At 34.4% G+C, this 24244-nt stretch carries 26 protein-coding genes; 14 read left to right on the top strand and 12 right to left on the bottom strand.

Features of this window, described 5'->3' with window-relative positions; genetic code table 11:
* Positions 1 to 4: 4 nt before the first annotated feature.
* Positions 5 to 241: a D-alanine--poly(phosphoribitol) ligase subunit 2 gene (dltC, locus tag ACSULM_RS04995; protein WP_436855258.1), complete on the top strand. Its 237-nt coding sequence runs from the start codon at positions 5 to 7 to the stop codon at positions 239 to 241.
* Positions 238 to 1386: a D-alanyl-lipoteichoic acid biosynthesis protein DltD gene (dltD, locus tag ACSULM_RS04990; RefSeq protein WP_436861039.1), complete on the top strand. Its 1149-nt coding sequence runs from the start codon at positions 238 to 240 to the stop codon at positions 1384 to 1386. Before dltC ends, dltD begins: the two co-directional genes overlap by 4 nt.
* 92 nt (positions 1387 to 1478) lie before the next feature.
* On the opposite strand, the gene ACSULM_RS04985 is transcribed toward dltD, so the two are convergent.
* Complete coding sequence (locus ACSULM_RS04985; protein ID WP_002483816.1) at positions 1479 to 1721, bottom strand: NifU family protein; 243 nt, start codon at positions 1719 to 1721, stop codon at positions 1479 to 1481.
* Positions 1722 to 1829: 108 nt separating this feature from the next.
* On the opposite strand from ACSULM_RS04985, the gene ACSULM_RS04980 reads away from it, so the two are divergent.
* On the top strand, positions 1830 to 2141 hold the full coding sequence (locus tag ACSULM_RS04980) for a YuzD family protein (RefSeq protein WP_436855261.1): 312 nt from the start codon (positions 1830 to 1832) through the stop codon (positions 2139 to 2141).
* An 85-nt stretch (positions 2142 to 2226) separates the two neighbouring features.
* Here ACSULM_RS04980 and ACSULM_RS04975 read toward each other — a convergent pair whose 3' ends face one another.
* Positions 2227 to 3291, bottom strand: coding sequence for an NAD(P)/FAD-dependent oxidoreductase (locus ACSULM_RS04975; protein WP_436861037.1), 1065 nt, complete (start codon positions 3289 to 3291; stop codon positions 2227 to 2229).
* 430 nt (positions 3292 to 3721) lie between these two features.
* Between ACSULM_RS04975 and ACSULM_RS04970 the strand changes: the two genes are divergently transcribed.
* From ACSULM_RS04970 to ACSULM_RS04945, 6 genes are all read left to right on the top strand, one after another.
* Positions 3722 to 3958, top strand: a complete 237-nt coding sequence (locus ACSULM_RS04970; protein ID WP_069994968.1) for a YuzB family protein — start codon at positions 3722 to 3724, stop codon at positions 3956 to 3958.
* 12 nt (positions 3959 to 3970) lie between these two features.
* On the top strand, positions 3971 to 4330 hold the full coding sequence (locus ACSULM_RS04965; RefSeq protein WP_436855263.1) for a HesB/IscA family protein: 360 nt from the start codon (positions 3971 to 3973) through the stop codon (positions 4328 to 4330).
* Positions 4331 to 4567: 237 nt separating this feature from the next.
* A complete protein-coding gene (locus tag ACSULM_RS04960) occupies positions 4568 to 5776 on the top strand; it encodes an NAD(P)/FAD-dependent oxidoreductase (protein WP_436861035.1) in 1209 nt (402 codons plus the stop codon).
* A 180-nt stretch (positions 5777 to 5956) separates the two neighbouring features.
* Positions 5957 to 7438, top strand: a complete 1482-nt coding sequence (locus tag ACSULM_RS04955; protein ID WP_436861093.1) for a M17 family metallopeptidase — start codon at positions 5957 to 5959, stop codon at positions 7436 to 7438.
* A 391-nt stretch (positions 7439 to 7829) separates the two neighbouring features.
* The gene (locus tag ACSULM_RS04950; RefSeq protein ID WP_436861034.1) at positions 7830 to 9146 is read left to right on the top strand and encodes a Na+/H+ antiporter family protein; all 1317 of its coding nucleotides are present in this window, start codon (positions 7830 to 7832) and stop codon (positions 9144 to 9146) included.
* Positions 9147 to 9179: 33 nt separating this feature from the next.
* The gene (locus ACSULM_RS04945) at positions 9180 to 9557 is read left to right on the top strand and encodes a PaaI family thioesterase (protein ID WP_436861032.1); all 378 of its coding nucleotides are present in this window, start codon (positions 9180 to 9182) and stop codon (positions 9555 to 9557) included.
* A gap of 79 nt (positions 9558 to 9636) precedes the next feature.
* On the opposite strand, the gene ACSULM_RS04940 is transcribed toward ACSULM_RS04945, so the two are convergent.
* From ACSULM_RS04940 to kapB, 9 genes are all read right to left on the bottom strand, one after another.
* Positions 9637 to 10791 (bottom strand): NAD(P)-binding domain-containing protein, encoded by a 1155-nt coding sequence (locus ACSULM_RS04940; protein WP_436861030.1) that lies wholly within the window; start codon positions 10789 to 10791, stop codon positions 9637 to 9639.
* Positions 10792 to 11000: 209 nt separating this feature from the next.
* Positions 11001 to 11357 (bottom strand): Na+/H+ antiporter subunit G1, encoded by a 357-nt coding sequence (locus ACSULM_RS04935; RefSeq protein ID WP_436861029.1) that lies wholly within the window; start codon positions 11355 to 11357, stop codon positions 11001 to 11003.
* Complete coding sequence (locus ACSULM_RS04930; RefSeq protein WP_436855269.1) at positions 11335 to 11628, bottom strand: Na(+)/H(+) antiporter subunit F1; 294 nt, start codon at positions 11626 to 11628, stop codon at positions 11335 to 11337. The genes ACSULM_RS04935 and ACSULM_RS04930 overlap by 23 nt, the downstream gene beginning before the upstream one ends.
* A complete protein-coding gene (gene mnhE1 / locus ACSULM_RS04925; protein WP_436855270.1) occupies positions 11628 to 12107 on the bottom strand; it encodes a Na+/H+ antiporter Mnh1 subunit E in 480 nt (159 codons plus the stop codon). Before mnhE1 ends, ACSULM_RS04930 begins: the two co-directional genes overlap by 1 nt.
* A gap of 1 nt (position 12108) precedes the next feature.
* Positions 12109 to 13605: a Na+/H+ antiporter Mnh1 subunit D gene (gene mnhD1, locus ACSULM_RS04920; protein WP_436861027.1), complete on the bottom strand. Its 1497-nt coding sequence runs from the start codon at positions 13603 to 13605 to the stop codon at positions 12109 to 12111.
* Entirely contained in the window at positions 13592 to 13939 is a 348-nt protein-coding gene (gene mnhC1, locus ACSULM_RS04915) for a Na+/H+ antiporter Mnh1 subunit C (protein ID WP_436861026.1), read from the bottom strand. Before mnhC1 ends, mnhD1 begins: the two co-directional genes overlap by 14 nt.
* Positions 13939 to 14367, bottom strand: coding sequence for a Na(+)/H(+) antiporter subunit B (locus tag ACSULM_RS04910; protein ID WP_436861025.1), 429 nt, complete (start codon positions 14365 to 14367; stop codon positions 13939 to 13941). Before ACSULM_RS04910 ends, mnhC1 begins: the two co-directional genes overlap by 1 nt.
* A complete protein-coding gene (locus tag ACSULM_RS04905) occupies positions 14348 to 16765 on the bottom strand; it encodes a Na+/H+ antiporter subunit A (protein ID WP_436861023.1) in 2418 nt (805 codons plus the stop codon). Before ACSULM_RS04905 ends, ACSULM_RS04910 begins: the two co-directional genes overlap by 20 nt.
* Positions 16766 to 16893: 128 nt before the next feature.
* Entirely contained in the window at positions 16894 to 17274 is a 381-nt protein-coding gene (kapB, locus tag ACSULM_RS04900) for a sporulation phosphorelay system protein KapB (RefSeq protein ID WP_436861091.1), read from the bottom strand.
* 67 nt (positions 17275 to 17341) lie between these two features.
* On the opposite strand from kapB, the gene ACSULM_RS04895 reads away from it, so the two are divergent.
* From ACSULM_RS04895 to ACSULM_RS04875, 5 genes are all read left to right on the top strand, one after another.
* Complete coding sequence (locus tag ACSULM_RS04895; RefSeq protein ID WP_436861021.1) at positions 17342 to 17935, top strand: peptidylprolyl isomerase; 594 nt, start codon at positions 17342 to 17344, stop codon at positions 17933 to 17935.
* 365 nt (positions 17936 to 18300) lie between these two features.
* Entirely contained in the window at positions 18301 to 18681 is a 381-nt protein-coding gene (gene ygs / locus ACSULM_RS04890; protein ID WP_017722342.1) for a S1 domain-containing post-transcriptional regulator Ygs, read from the top strand.
* 224 nt (positions 18682 to 18905) lie between these two features.
* The gene (locus ACSULM_RS04885; protein ID WP_436861019.1) at positions 18906 to 20039 is read left to right on the top strand and encodes an NADH-dependent flavin oxidoreductase; all 1134 of its coding nucleotides are present in this window, start codon (positions 18906 to 18908) and stop codon (positions 20037 to 20039) included.
* Positions 20040 to 20410: 371 nt separating this feature from the next.
* Positions 20411 to 21601: an ornithine--oxo-acid transaminase gene (locus ACSULM_RS04880; RefSeq protein ID WP_436861017.1), complete on the top strand. Its 1191-nt coding sequence runs from the start codon at positions 20411 to 20413 to the stop codon at positions 21599 to 21601.
* A 110-nt stretch (positions 21602 to 21711) separates the two neighbouring features.
* Complete coding sequence (locus tag ACSULM_RS04875; protein ID WP_069994953.1) at positions 21712 to 22956, top strand: Glu/Leu/Phe/Val family dehydrogenase; 1245 nt, start codon at positions 21712 to 21714, stop codon at positions 22954 to 22956.
* A gap of 117 nt (positions 22957 to 23073) precedes the next feature.
* On the opposite strand, the gene ACSULM_RS04870 is transcribed toward ACSULM_RS04875, so the two are convergent.
* The gene (locus ACSULM_RS04870; protein ID WP_436861015.1) at positions 23074 to 24072 is read right to left on the bottom strand and encodes a glycerophosphodiester phosphodiesterase; all 999 of its coding nucleotides are present in this window, start codon (positions 24070 to 24072) and stop codon (positions 23074 to 23076) included.
* Positions 24073 to 24244: the final 172 nt, after the last annotated feature.

The raw sequence follows: 24244 nt of genomic DNA, 5'->3' as shown, positions 1-24244 counted from the left end.
TATTATGGAATTTAGAGATGAAGTATTAAATTTATTAGCTGAAGTTGCCGAAAATAATGTCGTAAAAGAGAACCCTGATGTAGAGCTTTTTGAAGAAGGTATCATTGATTCATTCCAAACAGTTGGCCTTTTACTAGAAATTCAAAATAAATTAGACATCGAAGTATCAATTATGGATTTTGACAGAGATGAATGGGCGACACCTAATAAGATTGTTGCGGTATTAGAAGAATTACGATGAAATTGAAACCGTTTATACCCATAATTGTAAGTCTGTTATTATTTGGTGTTTTTCTAGTAATGCCGGCAAGTTGGTTTTCTGGTCTAGTTAATTCTAAGACTGTAGCTACGCAACGCATTGCGTTGACCGACCAAGTACTTAAAGGTACTTTGATACAAGATAAAATGTATCAATCCAATGCTTATTATCCAATATATGGCTCTAGTGAACTTGAAAAAGATGACCCATTTAACCCAGCCTTATTATTAAATGGTCGTAAAGGAGTTAGTAAGCAACCATTTTTAATAGGTACGGGCGGTTCAACGGACTTAGTCAATGCCGTGGAACTTGGTTCGCAATATGGAAATTTAAAAGGCAAAAAGATGGCCTTTATTGTTTCACCACAGTGGTTTACAAAACATGGATTGACGCACGATAATTTTAAAGCACGAATTTCAAAGGCACAATTGAATCAACTTTTTAATCAAAAGCAGTTAAGTCCCGAGTTGAAACAACGTTATGCGAAACGGTTGTTACATTTCAAGGACGTTGAGAATAGACCATATTTAGAAAAGGTTGCAGCAGGACATATACAACAGGACCAACAATACCTTTCTAATTTCCAAGATAGTCAGTTGAAAAAAATTGAAGCGATGAAGTCAGTATATCCTTTAAGAACTTCACCTGTATCACACGTCGAGCCAATTATACGTAAAAATGATTCATGGCAAAGTATGATGACACAGGCTGAATCATATGGTGAAGCACATACAAAGACAAATCAATTTGGTATTAGAGATGATTATTGGGATTTAATCAAGCAGCATAAGCGTAAAATCAATCGAAACTATGAATTTAGACAAAATTCACCTGAATTTGATGATTTGAAATTACTTGTAGACACGTTACGTGAAGGTGGCGCAGATGTGGAATATATTATCTTACCTTCTAATGGAAAATGGTATGACCACATTGGCATTCACAAAGAAAGACGTCAAAAAATTTACAATAAAATTGATAAAACAATTGTCGATAATGGTGGTCACACATACAACATGACTGATAAAGATTATGAGCCATATGTTGTTAGTGATGCAGTGCATATTGGTTGGAAAGGCTGGGTGTATATCACTGAGCGTATCGACAAACATATGCACGAAAAATAATAAAAGCTCAAATAAAAAATTCCTTTCATTCAAAGCACATATTCTGTGCAGAGAAGAAAGGAATTTTTTAATTTATATATTTAATCGTTGGCTTAGAATACTTGTTCTACTTCGATAACACCAGGTACTTCTTCATGCAATGCACGTTCGATACCTGCTTTTAAAGTGATTGTAGAGCTTGGGCATGTACCACATGCGCCATGTAATTGTAATTTAACAATGCCATCTTCTACATCTACAAGCGAACAGTCACCACCGTCGCGTAATAAGAAAGGACGTAATTTTTCAATAACTTCCGCTACTTGATCAAACATTGTTACGTTTTCAGTTGGCATGGAAATGCCTCCTTTCAAGTAAATTATTTCATTTTCTACTTATTTTTTTATTATAATAGAAATGTAGCGAAAAATCTATAAATCAAGACAAAAGGGGACAAGATATATATGGAGAAAGTCAGTGTCGTTGTTTATGGGGCAGATATTGTTTGTGCAAGTTGTGTGAATGCACCGACATCACGTAATACGTATGATTGGTTACAGCCGTTATTAAAGAGAAAATATCCAGAAAAGCAATTTGAGTTCACATATATTGATATTGAAAAAGATGTAGAAAACTTATCAGATCATGACCAACAATATATTGAACGTATTCAAGAAGATGAATTATTTTATCCATTAATCACGATGAATGATGAATATGTTTCAGATGGATATATACAATTAAAAGATATTACGAAATTTATGGATGGCCATTAAAAAAACAGGAGATTGCTACCAACCAACATAGGTAGCAATCTCCTGTTATATTTATAATGATTACTTTAAATGTGCTTCAAGTAATTTATCCATTATGATATTTATACATCCAAAGTACACCTGATTTTAAAATCGAAGCTAAGCGACCAGTAACAGTGCGATCCATGATGTATGCGAAACCTTTTTTATCACCTAATGAACCAAGGAAACCTTGAATTTTAATTTCTGGCATTTTTTCAGGTAATGGTTTGTTCTGCCATTGTAATTTCATGACATCTGCAATTTGATCTCCTTGTGCTTCGGCTAATTGAGCACTTGGTGCATGTGGGAGCTCAGCACAGTCACCTACAACATAAACATTTTTATAGGTAGGTACTTGGTGATATTGGTTTAAAATCACACGTCCACCTTTGCTTATATCGATAGGTAGGTTTCTAACTAATTCGACAGGTTGAATACCAGCAGTCCATACAATTAAATCGAGTTCTTCAGGCACATCGTTATTATAAATGCAACCAGGTTCAACGCGATTAATATCGGAGTTAGGTACAACAGTCACGTCATGTTTTTTAAACCATTTTTCGATATATTGACTTAGCTTTTCAGGGAATCGACATAAAATTCTTTCCCCTCTATCATAAAGATAAATTTGCAAGTCGCTTCTACTTTCACGCAGTTCACTTGCCAATTCGATACCACTTAATCCAGCACCAACAATGCCAACTTTAGCACCATTTGGTAATTCGCTAATATGATGGAATGTCTCACGTGATTTGGAAAGTGTTTGAATACTATGCGTATATTCTTCTGCACCAGGTACGTTATGATATTTGTCCTCACAGCCAAGTCCGATGACGAGTTCATCATAATCCACTTTGCTATTTCCAACGGATATGATTTGATCATCTAAATTGATGTCTGTAATTTCTCCAAAGACATTATTGATTCTATCTGAATCAGGAAAGGCCATACGAACGTCTTTATCAGATTTTGTCCCCGCCGCCAATTCATAAAATTCAGGCTTTAATCCGTGATAAGGCATTCGATCAATTAATGTAATTGAATAATTGTCAGGTAATGCAGATGGTAAAATATGTGACATAATACGCATATTTCCATATCCGCCGCCTAATAATACTAAGTTTTTCATTATATAATACCCCTCTAGTAAAAATTGTGTGAAGCTTGTAAATTACAATGATGAAATCAAACGAATTGTAATTACGATAACCCCTGTCAATGTAAGATATCTCCTGTAAATGAGTGATTTTATCTTTTGTCCAACATCGATATGACAATTTTTTATAATCAGTTGCTTATATTTATTATATGCCTTTTTGTTTACTACTACAAATAAAGTTGACGCATTCTAATTTGAAAATACAAATACTTAATATAAGTAAATATTATTGTTAGGCATAAACTAATCGAAGGCACGATGTGGTACAACACATAACTTATTGTAATAGCAAAATAATTTTTAGAATATTAAAAAAGCCTATAAAATAAGCTAGTATGTAGATATCGGTATTGCATGTTTGTTATAATCATTAGACTAATAAATTTTGAGAGGGTGTAATATGAATCCAATAGTTGAGTTCTGCGTTTCGAATTTAGCGAGAGGTGGAGATTATGTCTATAATCAACTTGAAAATGACCCTGGTATAGATGTGCTAGAGTATGGTTGTTTACAAAATTGTGGCATATGTTCCAGCGGGTTGTATGCGTTGGTGAATGGTGATATCGTTGAAGGTGAATCGCCCGATGACTTACTACAAAAAATATACGCACATATAGAAGAAACATGGATTTTTTAGGAGGTAATGAGAATGGCAGTTATTGATATGACAGAGTCAGCAGCTTATGAAGTTAAAGATATGTTACAACAAAATGGAATGCCTGAAGGATATTTAAAAGTTAAAGTGAACGGTGGCGGTTGTACGGGTTTAACTTATGGGATGTCAGCTGAAGAAACACCTGGAGAAAATGATGAAGTCATTGAATTTTATGGTTTGAAAGTGTTAGTAGATAAATATGACAAACCTGTACTAAATGGTACAACGATTGATTTTAAACAATCATTAATGGGTGGCGGTTTCCAAATCGACAATCCAAATGCGATTGCATCATGTGGTTGTGGTAGTTCATTCAGAACTGCAAAAGAAGCGGGAACACCAGAAGACTGCTAATATAGATTAATTTATTTTAGAGACTATAATGTACACAAATATAAGTGTAAATTATAGTCTTTTTAAGGTTTATGTGAAATAATAAACAATATACTTGTTAGCGCTTGAAAAACAACAGTAAAAACTATAAAATTAGTACTGGATGAAAAATGTCTTTTTTGTGAATTACTAAAGCGCAAATTGGGTAAAGAAAAAGACTATCGCAACAAAAAAATTATGAAAGCTTAGGTGAATGAAATGGCTCAAGATCGTAAAAAAGTATTAGTTTTAGGCGCTGGTTACGCTGGATTACAAACTATTACAAAATTACAAAAGCAAATTTCAGCAGATGAAGCTGAGATTACATTAATTAATAAAAATGATTACCACTATGAAGCAACATGGTTACATGAAGCTTCAGCAGGTACGATTAGCTATGAAGATTTACTATATCCAGTAGAAAGTGTTGTAAACAAAGATAAAGTTAACTTTGTAAAAGCAGAAGTTACTAAAATCGACCGCAACGCCAAAAAAGTAGAAACAGATGCTGGTATTTTTGACTTTGATATCTTAGTTGTTGCATTAGGTTTTGAAAGTGAAACATTTGGTATTAAAGGTATGAAAGAACACGCTTTCCAAATTGAAAACGTATTAACTGCTCGTAGATTATCTCGTCACATCGAAGATAAATTTGCTAACTATGCATCATCTAAACAAAAAGATGACAAAGATTTAGCAATCATCGTTGGTGGTGCTGGATTTACTGGTGTTGAATTCTTAGGTGAATTAACAGATCGTATTCCAGAATTATGTAATAAATATGGTGTAGAACAAAGCAAAGTGAAAATCACTTGTGTAGAAGCAGCACCAAAAATGTTACCAATGTTCTCTGACGAATTAGTAAATCACGCTGTAAGCTACTTAGAAGATAAAGGTGTAGAATTTAAAATTGGTACACCAATCGTTGCAGCTAATGAAAAAGGTTTCGTAGTTAAAGTGAACGACCAAGAACAACAATTAGAAGCTAATACAGCTGTATGGGCTGCTGGTGTTCGCGGTAGTCAATTAATGGAAACATCATTTGAAGGCGTTAAACGTGGACGTATTGTTACTAAACAAGATTTAACTATTGAAGGTTATGACGATATCTTTGTAATTGGTGACTGCTCTGCATTTATCCCAGCTGGTGAAGAACGTCCATTACCAACAACTGCACAAATCGCTATGCAACAAGGTGAGCACACAGCTAAAAACATTAAACATGTTTTAGAAGGTCAACCAACAACTGAATTTGAATATGTTGATCGTGGTACTGTATGTTCATTAGGTGCGCATGATGGTGTTGGTGTCGTTTATGGTAAAGACATTCAAGGTAAAAAAGCTGCATTCATGAAAAAAGTTATCGATACACGTGCTGTATTCAAACTTGGCGGTATCGGCTTAGCATTTAAAAAAGGTAAATTCTAAAATAATATAAATTAACTATATTGAATTATTAATGAAGATATAGGAAATTAGAGAGAGGCTAGGACAATTTATTTGTCCTAGCCTTTCTATATATAAATCGGCCTATGTACTTCATTTTCAATGGTATAATTAAAGAAAGAGTGTAACAACTATAATTAGATTGAGGAAGTGGAGAAAATGATGAAAGCAAATATTAAACATACAAGTGAATTAGCGCATGATGTTGTAATCATTGGTGTGCCAGAACACTTAAATCAACTCGATGAAGTACTTATCGATAATGTTGCAGTTAATGAACAATTAAAAACGCTGAAACAACTTCAAATCATCAATAGTAATGTTGGTACGATTGCTACAACGATGTTAAATGTAGAGCAAAAATTATATAAATTAATTACAGTTGGTTTAGGTAATATAAAAACAACAACATATACTAATATGCTGAAAGTCTTTGGCCAACTTTTCCAATATTTAAAAAGTGAACGTGTGCGTCAAGCATCTATGCTTTTCGACACTTTTCAAACACCAGAGACTTCAAAGCATACAGTGGCTGAAATATTAGGACAACAAAGTGAGCAATCCGTTTATCAATTTGATAGTTATAAAACAGACAAGTCAGCACCTTATAAAATTAATCTAGATCTTCATATGATAGAATCAGAAGATATACTAACGCCAATAGAACAAGGTCAAGCAATTGGTAATGCTATCAATTTAGCTAGAGATTATAGCAATATGCCACCAAATATTTTAACACCACAATACTATGCAGAATTGATTCAAAGTCATTTCAAAGGAACACAAGTAGCAGTAGATATCAAAGACAGTGATAAACTTCAAGAAGAGGGGTTTGGTTTAATACATGCAGTAGGAAAAGGATCGGCAAATGGACCTAGAGTTATTACGCTAACTTATAATGGCGATGACACTGAAGCAGCACCAATTGCATTAGTAGGGAAAGGTATAACATACGATTCAGGCGGCTATTCAATCAAACCTAAAGTAGGTATGCAAACCATGAAATATGACATGTGTGGTTCTGCAAATGTCATTGCAATGATAGAAGCGGCGCACAGATTAGAACTTAAAATTAATATCGTAGGTGTGATTGCCGCAGCAGAAAATATGGTCAACGAAGCTGCAATGAAACCAGACGATGTCTATACAGCATTAAGCGGTGAATCTGTTGAAGTGTTAAATACAGATGCAGAAGGACGTTTAGTACTTGGAGATGCAGTATTTTATGCAAATCAATTTCAACCGAAAGTCATATTGGACTTTGCAACCTTAACAGGAGCAGCGGTCGCGGCATTAGGTGAAGACAAAGCAGCAGTATTTAATCATCAAGCACAACAATACTTAAGTGCTTTACTTAAAATAGCTAGTGCTAAAGATGAATTTGTATTTGAATTACCTATGACTTCTACAGAAAGATCACTCATTCGTAAGAGTGAAGTCGCAGATCTTGTCAATCACACTAACGGTCATGGTAAGGCACTATTTGCGGCAACATTTATTAACCATTTTGCAGGTGAAACACCGCATTTACACTTTGATATTGCTGGTCCGGCGACAACGAATAAATCGACATATAGAGGACCCAAAGGACCAACAGGTTATTTAATTCCAACTATTGTGCAATGGTTACGTAGCCAAAAATAGCAAAGTATTTTGACTATATGACCTTGAAAGACCCTGGGACATAAATAATAACCTAAGCTTTAGAATTGTATAGGCAGTAGCTGATGGAATTAAAAATGTAAAGTCTCACTGCTTAATTCATTAAGTTAGTGAGATTTATACATGAACTTCAGCTCAGGTAAACCTTTCAATTCTAGTCATCCTTGTCGGGGTGGGACAACGAAACTTTTTTAGAAAAGTAAGTTTCTGTCCCACTCCTTTTTTAGTTGGCATTTAAAACTATAATTGATAATAAATAATTTTTAGAAAAGGTCAAGTAATCCTAGAAATGCGATTGACAAGTACTGAGCTTATTGATATTATAAGGCTCAAGATGCTTTAGTTCGATAACGTGATAAAGGAGTTATGTTAAGTGATAAATGCAGTTGTAATAGCAGTCGTATTAATGATTATTCTATGTTTATGTAGATTAAACGTAGTCATTAGTTTATTTATTAGTGCGCTCGTAGGTGGATTGATTGCAGGTATGAGCGTATCTGAAATCGTATCCGTATTTGGAAAAAATATAGTAGATGGTGCAGAGGTTGCATTGAGTTATGCATTACTTGGAGGTTTTGCAGCGTTAATTTCATATAGTGGTATCACAGACTACTTAGTGAATAAAATTATTGATGGCATTCATGCTGAAAATAGTAAAATGTCACGTGTAAAAGTGAAAGTTATTGTTATCATTGCCTTACTTGCAATGAGTATCATGAGCCAAAATATAATCCCTGTACATATTGCATTTATACCAATTGTAATTCCGCCATTAATTAGTTTGTTTAATGAACTCAATATTGATAGAAGACAAATTGCAATTATCATTGGCTTTGGTTTATGTTGGCCATATGTTTTACTACCATTTGGATTTGGACAAATTTTTCATCAAATCATTCAAAATGGTTTTACGAAAGCGGATCATCCAATAGAAATGGGAATGATTTGGAAAGCGATGCTTATTCCATCATTAGGCTATATTGTTGGCCTTATTGCGGGTATCATTTATTACAGAAAACCTAGAAAATATTCACAACACGAAACAATTAAAGAAAATGAGCAAATTGCCATTAAACCGTATGTGTTAATCGTAACAATTGTTTCAATTATTGCTACTTTTATTGTGCAATTACTTACAGACTCTATGATTTTTGGTGCGTTAGCAGGGGTGTTAGTATTCTTCATTTCTCGTGCATATAAGTGGACTGAATTAGACAAACAGTTTGTTGATGGTATCAAAATCATGTCATTTATAGGTGTTGTAATTCTGTCTGCAAATGGATTTGCAGGTGTGATGAATGAAACGGGTGATATTAGCAAGTTAGTGAACAGTTTAAGTGATATTGTTGGTGACAATAAATTATTAAGTATTATTGTTATGTATATTATTGGTTTAATTGTCACTTTAGGTATAGGATCATCATTTGCAACGATTCCTATCATTGCAACACTGTTTGTGCCATTAGGCGAGTCGCTTGGATTAAGCACTATGGCATTGATTGCATTGATTGGTACGGCAAGTGCTTTAGGTGACTCTGGTTCACCAGCAAGTGATTCAACGCTTGGTCCAACTGCAGGTTTGGATATAGATGGACAACACGATCATATTAGAGACACATGTATACCTAACTTTGTTTTTTATAATATTCCATTGATTATCTTTGGTACAATTGCGGCAATGATACTATAATAGTAAAAAGAAGCAAATGAGGTGTTTTTGACCATGGGGAATATGCTAGATGCATTACAAATGAAAGTTGAAAAGCAAGAACACGGATTGATGATTATGTCTATGCCGGTTACAGATGATGTGAAACAACCTTTTGGTTATTTGCATGGTGGCGCGAGTTTAGCGCTTGGTGAGACAGCTTGTTCTATGGGAGCGGCTTATCTTATTGATACTGAAAAGTTTGTGCCACTAGGTTTAGAAATGAATGGAAATCATATTGGTTCAACGACACATGGTACAATTTACGCCACAGCAACAATTATCCATGAAGGAAACACAACACAAGTTTGGAATATTGATATTACAGATGATACGGATAGATTAATTTGTGTCATGCGTGGCACCGTTGCAATTAAACCACGTAAAAACTAAATATAATTTAAAAGGCGCTGATCGAATCAAATTTCGATGAGCGCCTTTTGTATTTGCATAATGAGTAAAGTGTTAACAGTTAAATTGCATACGATGACATGATTGCTTTACCTTTTAACGATTCGGTAATACGCAATGCTGCTTCTCGGCCACCCATAATATTGCGTGCAAAGGGACCTAATTCTAAATCGGCTAAGCCACCACTTACATATAAATTAGGTAACCATTCTAAAGATGGTGTAATTGATGGTAAACCACAGGAAGAAACAGGTGCTTGATATTGATGTACTAATTGTTCGATGAGCGGTTGCTGCATAATATTATCTTTAAAGCCTGTAGCGAGTAAGATATGGTCATAGGGCATGCAATATTGTTCGGTGATAAGGTGATGTTGTTTGATATCAACTAATGTATTGATGTGGTGTGTTAAACGACCTTGTTTGATATGTTTTTTAAGTCTTAATTCAAGTTCTTTTGGCATCGACCCTTTATGACGTTCTTTTTTCAATAAGGCATAACGATGTTCGTTTGAATGTAAATTTTTAAAATGATTCATATTTTTAGGACCTAACCATCCTGTATCTGCATCAAAATCATGGACTTCAAAAGGCTTGTTTGTCCATAGATGTATTTGTGCATGCGGTTGCTTATTGAGTGATTTCAAAGTTAAATGTGCTGCTGAGATACCACTACCCACAACATGAGAAGCATGTGTGTATTGAGGGTTATCAAAAATATGTGATACATCAGGTTGTTGATCAAACATTTCAGGAATGTAGGGTTGGTGATTACAACCGAATGCAACGATTACATGTGTAGATTGTACCCAATGGCGGTCATTATATTGAACATGCCATGTTGAATGTTCATGTTTAATTTGAGTGGCTTTACCTTGAATATGACTAGCATTTAAATCATACCGATGAATTAACTCATGTGTATGCTGCATAAACATATCACGATTGGGTCGTTTATATGGACCATAAGATGCATGCGTGAACTGTTGTTTTTTCGCAAATTGATTTAAATGAAAAGGGTTAGGATGCACATGATGCACGCATGGTGATCTTAAATAGGGCATCTCAATCCTTTCTGTATAATTATTAAACTGGTCACATAAACTCGGGTGTGGGTCTATAATTGTTAGTTGTGAGGTCTTTAAACCTAAAGATTTTAATTTAAGTGCAATGGTTACTGCTTGAATACCACCACCAATAATGGTCCATGAAGACATGTCAGTGTCACTCCTTTTAAAACGTAATAATTACGATTTAATATATCATGAAATCACACAACTGACAATTAACTTTAATAGAATTAAGCAAATCATTAATCACAAAATGTTTGTTTTAGGTAAGGAATATCATAATAAAGACAATAATTGCCTTTCATAAATAAAAAACGACTAAACCCATTATTTCAGGATTTAGTCGTTTTCATAATTTATAGTTTAGTGTCTTTCATATCTTGTTTGATTTCATCGTGCTTCGTTCTTTTTGAAGCAGATGTATTCAAATTATATGCAGATTTAATAATAAGATGACTGGCTAAAGGTCCTGTAATTAGAATGAATAATATTCCAATAATAAGCTGCATATTTACGTAACCTTCACGACCGATAAAATAAAGGAAGACGCCACTTATTAATAGCATAGAGCCTAAGGTAGCTGCTTTACCTGCGGCATGTGCACGTGCGTAAACATCATCTAAACGTAAGATACCAATTGCAGCGAGGGCACTAATTAATGAACCGAGTATCACTAAGATAAGTGCAATACTAATGACGATCATCGTTATCATGCTCAATCACCTTACCTTTATCCATATATTTTGCAAATACTGCGGTACCTAAGAATGCGAGTATTCCAATTAAGAGTATAGCTACCATCATATATTTTGTACCTAAGAATATACTAAATAAAGCGACAATAGCCATTAATTGTATCCCCATGGCATCGAGTGCAACTACCCTGTCGGCGAGAGAAGGGCCGATAATTACACGAACTAACATGCCTAGCATTGATAACGCAACGATGACTAATGCAATGATTAAAATAATATTATAGTTCATTAATGTTCTCCTACCTCTCTAACCACTTTTTCAAGGGAAGATTTGATACTCTCAACTTCTTCTTCTTTTGTACTAAAATCGATGCTATGAATATAAATCTTTGTACGATCATCACTCACGCCTAAAACAATGGTACCAGGTGTCAAAGTGATGAGGTTTGATAACAATGCAATCTGCCAATCTTTCTTTAAATCTGTGTGATACGTAAAGAAAGCTGGTTCATTATTCATAGTTGGTTTAATAACGATTCGAATGACATCGATATTGGCTTTAACTAATTCTATTAAAAAGACAAGGAATAGTTTGATAATTTTATATACTGTTATTACATAAAATCTTCCAGGCAATACGCCACGCATTACATAAACTAAAAGAAGGGCGAATAAATATCCTAGTATAAAGTTATTAAAGGTATAGCTACCTGTAACAAATAACCAGAATATAGCTAAACCTAGATTGACTAAAATTTGAACGGCCATATTATTTCCCTCCCAATACGCTGTCAGTATAGACACTTGGATTGTAGAATGTCTCGGCAGCATCTTTAATAATTGGTTGTAACCAATCAGCAGAAAGGCCAAAAGCAACAGAAAGGATAACCGCAATGATTGCGACAGTTAAGATGCCTTTATATTGTAATTTTGAATTGACTTGGTAACCTTCTGATTTTCCGAAAAATCCTTTTAAGAAGATGCGAATAACAGAATAAAGAACAACTAAACTAGATAGTAATATTACAATGCCACTTAAATAGAATCCTTTTTCAAACGTTGCTTGCACAATATAATACTTCCCATAGAATCCACTAAGTGGGGGAATACCAGCCAAACTAAGTGCTGCAATAAAGAATGTCCAGCCTAAGACAGGATAATCTTTAATCAAACCACCATATTGGCGTAAATCATGTGTTTTCGTAATTTTATACATGACACCAATAAGGAAAAATAATGCTGCCTTAATTAACATGTCATGAAGGGTATAATAAATTGCGCCCATCATACCTGATTGATTCATCATCGCAACGCCGACAAGTATGACACCAACGGCAATCATGATGTTATAGAGAATAATTTTTTTCGTATCGTAATAACTAACTGCACCCACACAACCGAATATGATTGTAAGTAGGGCTAAAAACAGTATCGTATAGAATGAAAAGTTAGATGTATCTCTAAAGAACAAGCTAGCAGTCCTAGCAATTGCGTAGACACCTACTTTTGTCAATAAAGCTCCGAAAAAGGCGATAATGGCAATTGGTGGTGCATAATACGCGCCAGGTAACCAGACATACATTGGGAAGGCGCCTGCTTTAGTAGCAAATACAAAAATAAACATTACGAAAATAATTGTAACGATACCACTATCTTGTGCAGGTAATTGACTTAGCTTTTCACTGATGTCGGCTAAATTCAAGGTACCTACAACGGAATAAAGCATTGCAACCGCAATTACAAAGAAAGCGGAAGATGTCACATTGACGAGTACATATTTAATCGTTTCACTTAATTGTACTTTGGTACCACCAATAACTAATAGAATATAAGAAGCCATTAAGAATACTTCAAAGAATACAAATAAGTTAAATATATCTCCAGTAATAAAAGACCCTATAACACCTGTAAGCATAAACATTACAGCGAAGTAATAATAATATGTCTCACGCTCTATGCCTACAGATTGATAAGAATATAAGATAATTAGCATTGTGACGATTAAACTTGTAATAATTAATAATGCACTAAATATATCTAGTACAAAAACAATGCTGTAAGGTGCTTGCCAAGAACCTAATTCTAACGTAATTGGACCATCTTTTAATACGTTATTTAAGTTTATAAATGCGAATACTAATGTAATCGCAGTACCTGCTAAACTCACATATCTTTTGATGATAGGGCGTTTACCGATGAAAATAAGTGCAATGATAGTTAACAAAGGTATAACGAGTAGCGATATGATAAGGTTACTCTCGATCATTTTCTAGCACTCCTCTCATACTTTCTACGTTGTCTGTACCTAATTCTTTATAGCTTCTGAAAGCAAGCACTAAGAAAAACGCTGTAACTGAGAATGAAATTACAATCGCAGTTAGAATTAATGCTTGTGGAATAGGGTCGACATAAGATGTAATCCCTTTTTCATAGATAGGGACATCACCTTTCTTTAAACCACCCATTGTGATTAAGAACAAATTAGCAGTATGTGTTTGTAATGTAGTACCAATAATGATGCGTATCAAACTCTTAGAAAGAATGAGATAGACGCTCATTGTTGTGAGGATACCACATACGAAAATCATTAAAATTTCCATTACTCATTCTCTCCAATCGATAAGATTATAGTCATTACAGTGCCTACAACTGCACACATAACGCCTAAGTCGAAGAAAGTAGCAGTATGCATTTCCATCGGCGGCAACACACCTAATGGAATTTCAAAAGGTGTATGTGTGAAGAAATTTTTATTGTAGAACCAACTTGCTAATGGTGTAAGCAAACAAAATAGTAAGCCGATACCAATTAATTTTTTAAAATCCCAAGGGAAAATCTTACGCATTGTTTTAATATCAAAAGCAACCGTAATGATGACTAGTGCGCTTGCAAGTAGTAAACCACCAACGAAGCCGCCACCTGGTGTATAATGCCCAGCTAAAAATAGCGATAGGCCAAACATGACTATGAGAAAGAAGATAACAACTGCTGAATATTGAAAGATAAGATTATTTTTCTGTCTGTTCAACGTTTTTACCTCCTTTATCATTTTTAGTCGTGTTAGTACGTAATTTAATCATCGTATACACACCAAGACCAGCGATACCAAGAACGGCTGACTCAAATAAAGTATCCGTACCACGGAAGTCTACGAGTATAACGTTTACCATATTCGTACCATGTGCAAGATCATAAACATGTTCTTTGTAGAATGCTGCAATGGAAGCGTAATGTCTATTACCATAGGCGATTAAACCTAATATAGTAACGATGATGCCTGTACTTACAGCGATGATTATATTAACAACCTTAAATTCTCGTGTCTCTTTATGTCTATTTAAATTAGGTAAATGATAGAAACATAACAAGAATAATGCGGTTGAAATGGATTCAACGACAAATTGTGTTAATGCTAGATCCGGTGCTCCGAAGAAGATGAAGAAAATTGCAACAGAGTATCCGACAGCACTAGCCATAATAATGCTGAATAGTCTTGATTTTGCAAAGATAATCATTGAAGCCGCTGTAATGATTAGGACAACAATAATTAACTCAAACGGACGAATTGCACTGACGTCTTTAAAATCAATACTAAATGGCGTGACTATGAGTGTCACTATTGAAATCACAACGAGTGATGCAAAAATAATGACTAAGTTATTTCGAGTGAAACCAGTCACATAAGCATCTGTGAACTTACCAGAATAGCTTGGTGTAACTGAACCGAATTTATCATACCAATAATTTATCGTCAGTGTTGTAGGGTGTTGCTGTAACAGTTTCACCCAATACGCAAACGTTACTATGAGTGCAATACCGACAATGTAAATACCAAGCGTTGATAAAAATGCTGGTGTAAAGCCATGGAACATATGGATTTCTGCAGTTGTGCCCGACGTGTGTCCGATTGCATTGACAGCAGGTTCAATAATAGAGCCTGTTAATATTGATGGGAAGAACCCGAAGACAATCACGAGAATGGCAAGAATTGCAGGTGACACAAGCATCAATAGTGACGCTTCATGGGCTTTTTTAGGTAAATGCTCTGCTTTATGACTACCTAAGAATATTTGACCGATAAATCTAACAGAATAAACAAATGTAAATATACTACCAACAATTGCAACAATCGGTATTAACAATCCGAGTGAATCTAAGCTGAAGATATTTGCTTGAGTAACATCAATCATGCTTTCTAAGAACTTCTCTTTAGATAAAAAGCCATTGAAAGGTGGTACGCCTGCCATACTTAACGATGTAATGATTGTTATAGTGAATGAAATAGGCATGATAGTTAATAAGCCACCTAATTTTTTCACGTCACGTGTACCGGTTGTATGATCAATTGCGCCGGTAATCATAAATAGTGCACCTTTGAATGTCGCATGATTAATCAAATGAAATACTGCAGCTGTAAAGGCCGCGATATAGATTTGACTTTCGGAACCTTCAAAGTGATAACTTACAGCGCCAATGCCTAGCATTGACATAATCATTCCTAACTGCGATACAGTTGAAAAGGCCAAGATACCTTTTAAATCTTGTTGTTTTGTCGCATTCAATGATGCCCAGAATAATGTGATTAAACCGACAGCTGTTACGGTCCATATCCATCCTTGTGATATGGCGTAAATCGGTGTCATTCGTGCTACTAAATATAGTCCAGCCTTTACCATTGTTGCTGAGTGTAGGTAGGCACTGACTGGTGTAGGTGCTTCCATAGCGTCCGGTAACCATACATAAAATGGGAACTGAGCTGATTTTGTCATAGCACCAATTAAGACAAATACCATGGATAAAATGAAAAATGGACTTGTCTGAATGTCTGACACATTTTGAATTAATGTTTGAATGCTCGTAGAACCACCAGCGATGGAGAGTAAGATGAGACCACCTAATAGTGATAAGCCTCCGAACACGGTAACAAGCATCGACTTTTGTGCGCCATAGATAGAAGCTTGTTTTGATCTCCAAAATGAAATGAGTAGGAAACTAGAAAAAGAAGTTAACTCCCAGAATAAGTATAAGATGATGATATTATCTGATAATACAACACCTAACATTGCGCCCATAAAGAGCAATAGATAAACATAGAAATTGCCTAATTGCTCTTGTCGACTTAAATAACTTATAGAATAAAGTACAACTAAACTCCCAATACCAGTTATGAGTAAACTGAATAGTAATCCTAAACCATCAGCATATAAATTAAAATTCATACCGAAGTGAGGCATCCAGTTTGCCTTTTGCATAACTGTATTCCCAGACATGGTTGTCGAAATATAAGATAAAAAGTATATAAATAAGACGACGGGGATAGGTAACACAAACCATCCTAAATGTATTCGCTTATAGAATCGATATACAAATGGAATAATGAGTGCAAATATTAACGGTAACAATACCGCTATATGTAACACGCTCATTATATTATCCTCCTTTAAAAATGTAGTATAAAATCATTATACATGAATTGAACTGTTCTGAAAAACGTCTTAAGCCCTTGAAGCACTTGCGATACATATGTTATTAAATATGAAGAAACACGGTATTTTTATTCAAAATTTTGTTTATATTGAATGCCGTAATCTTGTTTTAAGCGCTGCAAATTTTCCAGAGACATAGACGCATGAAACGTTTCTTGTGTTTTCAATTTTGCTTCTAAATTTGAAATAGCTTGCTGTAATGAATCACAATAAGACATCGGTTCAACATCGAATGGCTTCAACTGTGATCTTTTGGCGTATCTTTTTTCAAATTGACTGAGTGCTTTACGTTCATGGAAAAACACATTTTCTGTTTCTTTAGGGTTGTGCAAATCACCTTGTTTAGGGTGTTTAATCACTTGTTCCACTTGAACAAGTACTTGGTCACCATCTTCTTCTTTAATCGTGACACCGTAACTACCAGTTTTATGTGCAAAACGATATAACATCATTCATACATCCCTTCTTTTTATGTTAGAATACATATATCATATTAACATGAAATGGAGAATGAACATGACGAACTATCCTCAGTTAAATAAAGAAATTACTGGCAATGAAATTAAACTTGTAATGCATACAAACAAAGGTGATATGACTTTTAAACTTATGCCTGATATCGCACCGAAAACAGTTGAAAATTTTGTGACACATGCGAAAAATGGTTACTACAATGGTGTAACATTCCACCGTGTTATCAATGATTTTATGGTACAAGGTGGAGACCCAACGGCAACAGGTATGGGTGGCGAAAGTATCTATGGTGAGCCATTTGAAGATGAATTTTCAAGAGAAGCATTTAATATTTATGGTGCGTTATCAATGGCAAATTCTGGTCCACATACGAATGGATCACAATTCTTTATCGTGCAAATGAATGAAGTGCCAGAGTCAATGTTAAGTCAATTAGCAGATGGCGGATGGCCAGAACAGATTGTAGAAGCGTATGCTAATACTGGCGGTACACCTTGGTTAGATCAAAGACACACAGTATTTGGTCAATTAATCGAAGGAAAAGATACATTAGAAGATATTGCGAATACAAAAGTGGGTCCACAAGATAAACCATTACATGATGTGACAATCGATTCAATCGACATTGTTGAATAAAAATATTAGTAGTTTTATATTCATAAGCTGAATAGTTTCTGAATATGAACTTTAATTAAAAAAGTCTAACGGACGATTACTGTAAAGTAATAAATCTGTTAGACTTTTTTGTTTGCTATTGTATTTTATTATAATCTTAAATTGTTGATTTTTTAATTTAGTTTCTGCTAAATATTTGTATAGGTTTATTTTAGCAGTTGGATTGTCTGTTCCTTGAACATATAAGGAATTATTAATTAAATTAGCTTTCTATATCATATCAAAATGGATAAATTATTGAATTTTTCTACATATAATATTAGTGCCATTCTACAATGTATGCTATTATAATACTGTTAAGTAATACGAAATAAGGGGTTATCACGTTGAATAATCACTATAAGGTAGGTCAACATATCAAAGTTCGTGTGACTGGTATTCAACCGTATGGCGCTTTTGTAGAAACCCCAGACAATGCTGAAGGTTTGATTCATATTTCTGAAATTATGGATGATTACGTCCATAATTTGAAAAAGTTTTTATCAGAAGGGCAAATTGTAAGAGCGAAAGTGATTTCAATTGATGATGAAGGAAAGTTAAATCTTTCTTTAAAAGATAATGACTATTTTAAAAATTATGAACGTAAGAAAGAAAAACAATCAGTATTAGATGAAATTAAAGAAACCGAAAGATATGGGTTTCAGACAATTAAAGAACGCTTACCGGTTTGGATTAAACAGTCCAAAAACGCGATTAAAGATGAATAAAGCATCTTTAAAGTACTGACATTTCTACTTGAGATGTCAGTTTTTTTGTAATTAAAAGTATTTTGTGACAACTTTGTGATTATAAGTTTCAAATATGTATAGAGGGCTATAAAAAAATATATGCATGAGCATATTTATTTCAAAGTAAGTTCAACCTAGTTACAATGAATGAGTAATTTATATTAATCAAATTTTTAAGGTAAATTGTAGGAGGAAACATTATTATGGATAAAAAATTTCAACCACTTTTTGAAAAGGTTAAACTACCTAATAAAGTTGTCTTAGATAATCGTTTTGTATTGGCACCATTAACACATGTGTCATCTCATGATGATGGTTCAATTTCAAATGAGGAAGTTGTTTATATGGAACAACGCTCAAAAGATGTAGGCTTAGCACTTTCAGCTGCAAGTAATGTGACTGATTTAGGAAAAGCATTTCCAGGTCAACCATCTGTTGCACATGATTCTAATTTAGAAGGTTTGAAACGCTTAGCAAAAGCTATGAAGAAAAACGGTGCTAAAGCTGTTGTTCAAATTCATCATGGGGGCGTACAAGCATTACCGAATTTAACCCCAGATGGTGATGTAGCCGGGCCAAGTCCTATATCAATGAAAAGCTTTGGAGAACAAGAAGAACACCATGCACGTGAAATGACAGAAGCTGAAATTCAAGAAACAATCAAGGCTTTCGGTGAAGCAACACGAAGAGTAATCGAAGCTGGTTTTGATGGTGTGGAAATACATGGTGCAAATCATTATTTAATTCATCAATTTGTGTCACCGTATTATAACCGTCGTGAAGATGCATGGGGCAAAGATCGCTTGAAATTTGTATCTGAAGTTGTTGATGAAGTTACTGCAACAGTAAAAGAATATGGTAGTAAAGACTTTATTGTTGGTTATAGATTTTCACCAGAAGAAGCAGAATCACCAGGCATTAGTATGGAAATTACACAATCATTAGTTAAACATTTAATTGAAAAACCACTAGACTACCTACATGTATCTTTAATGGATATACACTCCAAAACGCGTGAAGGAAAATATAAAGGTCAAGAACGTGTGAAATTATTGTTAGAGTGGATTGAAGGACGTATGCCACTGATAGGTATTGGTTCAATATTCACAGCAGAACAAGCAATTGAAGCGGTAGAATCTACGCATGTTGATCTTATTGCTTTAGGTAGAGAAATATTATTAGATCATAATTTTATTAGTAAAATTAAAGACGGTAAAGAAGACGAAATAATTTCTAAATTTGATCCGGAAAGAAAAGACAGACATCACTTACCACCAAACTTATGGAAACAATTTAATGAAGGTTTCTATCCATTACCAAGAACTGACGGAAAATAAATAATTGAAACGCATAAATGCACATCATTTTAATCGTGTGTGTTTATGCGTTTTTTTAGTATTTTCACGTATGAATATACGGTTCTATGCAAAGATAATTAAAACTGATTTTAGTTTTGAACAGGTGGGAAAATATGCTTGTAATCAAGCCTCAGAATATGTCATTATATATGTAAGGGCTTACATAAAGATAGCCGTGATTAATAGTATTATTAAAGGTACTTACTTTATAGCAGTTTAAAGTCAATTTAAATTTCAATCGCATAGCTATATTAGTAAATAGTTTCAGTTCAACTACAAATACGTTATGCTATGGGTAAGTATTGCTTAAGAGTCATTTTGCTCTTAAATAATTACAAAGGGGAGATATCATGTCAAGATCAGAAGAAATCATTGAATTAACAAATCACTACGGAGCACAAAACTATGTACCACTTCCAATAGTTATTTCAGAAGCGGAAGGTGTTTGGGTTAAAGATCCAGAAGGAAACAAATACATGGATATGTTATCAGCATATTCTGCTGTAAACCAAGGGCATAGACATCCAAAAATAATTCAAGCTTTGAAAGATCAAGCTGACAAAGTGACATTAGTTTCTCGAGCTTTTCACAGTGACAACTTAGGTGAATGGTATGAAAAAATCTGTAAACTTTCTGGAAAATCAAAAGCATTACCAATGAACACTGGTGCAGAAGCAGTAGAAACTGCACTAAAAGCGGCGCGTCGTTGGGCTTATGATGTTAAAAATATAGCACCAGACCAAGCAGAAATTATTGCGTTCAACGGTAACTTCCACGGTCGTACAATGGCACCTGTATCGTTATCATCTGAACCAGAATATCAACGTGGTTATGGTCCATTATTAGATGGTTTCCGCAAAGTTGATTTTGGCAACATTGACGCTGTTAAAGAGGCGATTAATGAAAATACTGCTGCAATTTTAATCGAACCAATTCAAGGTGAAGCTGGTATTAATGTGCCGCCAGAAGGTTACTTAAAAGAAATCAGAGCACTTTGTGATGAGCATAATGTATTATTTATTGCTGATGAAATTCAAGCAGGATTAGGACGTTCAGGTAAGTTATTTGCAACGGATTGGGATGACGTTCAACCAGATGTATATATTTTAGGGAAAGCATTAGGCGGTGGTGTGCTACCAATATCTGTAGTACTTGCAGATGAAGAAGTTCTAGGCGTATTTACACCAGGTTCTCATGGTTCTACATTTGGTGGTAATCCATTAGCATGTGCTGTATCTAATGCGGCATTAGATGTTATTGTAGATGAAGATTTACCAGGTCGTTCATTAGAATTAGGGAATTATTTTAAAGAAGAATTACAAAAAATTGACCATCCTTCAATTAAAGAAGTAAGAGGTCGTGGATTGTTTATCGGTATTGAATTAAATGAGAATGCAAGACCTTATTGTGAAGCATTAAAAGAGCAAGGGTTATTATGTAAAGAAACTCATGATACGGTAATCCGATTCGCACCACCGCTTATTATTTCTAAAGAAGAATTAGACTTTGCGTTAGATAAAGTAAGAAGTGTTTTTAAATAAATTCACACTTCTGTAACATATGTTTTGAAAACTCTTTAAAAAGGTGAATCTTATGTTACAATTAGCATGAAAGCGAAATCATTAGTAACGAAAAAGAGGCGAAATGAATCATGACTGAGAATAATAATTTAGTTACTTCTACGCAACAAATTATTAAAGAAGCATTGCATAAACTGGGGTTTGACGATGGGATGTACGATTTAGTAAAGGAACCATTGCGTTTCCTACAAGTAAGAATTCCAGTACGTATGGATGATGGTACTGTTCAAACATTTACAGGCTATCGTGCACAGCATAATGATGCTGTTGGACCAACTAAAGGTGGCGTACGTTTCCACCCTGACGTTGACGAAGAAGAAGTAAAAGCATTATCAATGTGGATGACATTGAAATGCGGTATCGTTGATTTACCATATGGTGGAGGTAAAGGCGGTATCGTTTGTGATCCTCGTCAAATGAGTATTCATGAAGTAGAACGTTTATCTCGTGGATATGTGCGCTCTATTTCTCAATTCGTAGGACCTACAAAAGATATTCCGGCTCCAGACGTGTTTACTAACTCTCAAATTATGGCATGGATGATGGATGAGTATAGCTCACTAGATAAATTTAATTCACCTGGATTTATCACTGGTAAACCAATCGTACTTGGCGGTTCTCAAGGCCGTGATCGTGCTACAGCATTAGGTGTTGTAATTGCGATTGAACAAGCAGCGCAACGAAGAGGCTTAAATCTTAAAGGTTCACGTATTGTTATTCAAGGATTTGGTAATGCTGGTAGTTTCTTAGCGAAATTCTTGTATGACATGGGTGCAACGATTGTTGGTATTTCAGATGCTTACGGTGCTTTACATGATCCAGAAGGTTTAGACATTGACTATTTATTAGACAGAAGAGATAGTTTCGGTACTGTAACGAATTTATTTGATGAAACAATTTCAAATAAAGAATTGTTTGAAATCGACTGTGATATTTTAGTGCCTGCAGCAATTGCAAACCAAATTACTGAAGATAATGCACATGATATTAAAGCAGGTATCGTGGTTGAGGCAGCAAACGGACCAACAACACCAGCTGCTACTCGTATTTTAACTGAACGTGATATCTTACTCGTACCAGATGTGTTAGCTAGTGCTGGTGGTGTAACTGTGTCATACTTCGAATGGGTACAAAATAATCAAGGTTATTATTGGACTGAAGAAGAAGTTAATACGAAAATGCGTGAAAAACTAACGACTGCATTTGATACAATTTATGAATTAGCTCAAAACAGAAAAATTGATATGCGTTTAGCGGCATACATTGTAGGTATTAAACGTACTGCAGAAGCAGCGCGTTACCGTGGTTGGGCATAGTCTAAGATAAACGAATTCAGCAATTTAAAAAGACCTTCATTCTAATGAAAATAGGATGAAGGTCTTTTTGTATGGATAGTTAGACATCTAAGAGTCTCTCTAAGTTAACATGTTCTTTTAGTTATGATTATGTTGCTGTTCTCCTTCACTAATGACTTGTTTATATACATCAGGATAATTTGTGAACACGCCATCAACGCCATATTTATTTAAGCGTTTCATATCTGCTGGTTCATTGACTGTAAATGGATGCACAAGTAAATCAGCTTTTTTAAGATTTTTAACATTTTGTCTAGTTAAATCTGTATATTCTGGACCGACACCTATAGCATATTGTCTAATTTGATTAAAGTTTTGCTGTGTCATACTTGTTAATTCACCTTTATCTAATAAACGAATGAGTGGTACTGCTGCATTTAATTTTTGCATTTTGAGTAAACTTTTTTCTGAAAATGATTGAACGAGTACATGTCCATTTTTTAACGAATTATCATTTAATAATTGATGTTTATTCAAGGTATCTAATAATTTCTCTTCCATACCGGGATAGACATCTGGAGATTTAGTTTCTATATAATAATTAGCTTCTGTACCATAACGATTTAGAATTTCGTCTAATGTTGGGATTTTAGCCCCTTTATAATTTGAATTGGCATATTGAGGGTTTTGCTCATTGAATTTACTGCCTGCATCAAGCTTTTTCAATTCTTTAAGTGTGTATTGATCGACTCTGCCAGTACCATTCGTTGTTCTATCAACGGTTTCATCATGCATAGCAACAAGATGTCCGTCTTTAGTCATTTGCAAATCGATTTCGATATAAGATGCGCCGATTGCATTGTGACTTTTATCATATGAGAAAAAAGTATGTTCAGGTGCGTAACCGCTCGCACCTCTATGTGCAACTGTTGTAAATTTTTCACCTGTTAGATTATGTATTTTCTTTTGATTACCATGAGCTTGACTTGAGTTACCATTTTGTTGGTTTGAAGTATTAACATTGTGTTGAGCATTGCTATTACCATAACCATTGGCATGAATTGTAGTTGTAGCACAAAGGCCAGTTAAAGTAATGGTCGCGAGTGTTGAGGCAATAAGTTTATTTGCTTGATTCATAATGATGTCACTCCTTAATATGAAATATAACTTTACCCTACATAAAAAGGGAGATATTGAAAATAGAATTTACAAAATTATAATTCAAACTAAATAAAATTAATTTAAGAATTACAATGTTTTCATATGTTAAACAAATTATAGGCACTGAATAGGGTATGCGAAGATATAC

Origin of the sequence: Staphylococcus caeli (genome assembly GCF_051413795.1) — a bacterium.
Classification (GTDB): Bacteria; Bacillota; Bacilli; order Staphylococcales; family Staphylococcaceae; genus Staphylococcus; species Staphylococcus caeli_A.
Note: the sequence above shows the minus strand (reverse complement) of the source record. Positions and strands in the feature narration are given on the sequence as shown.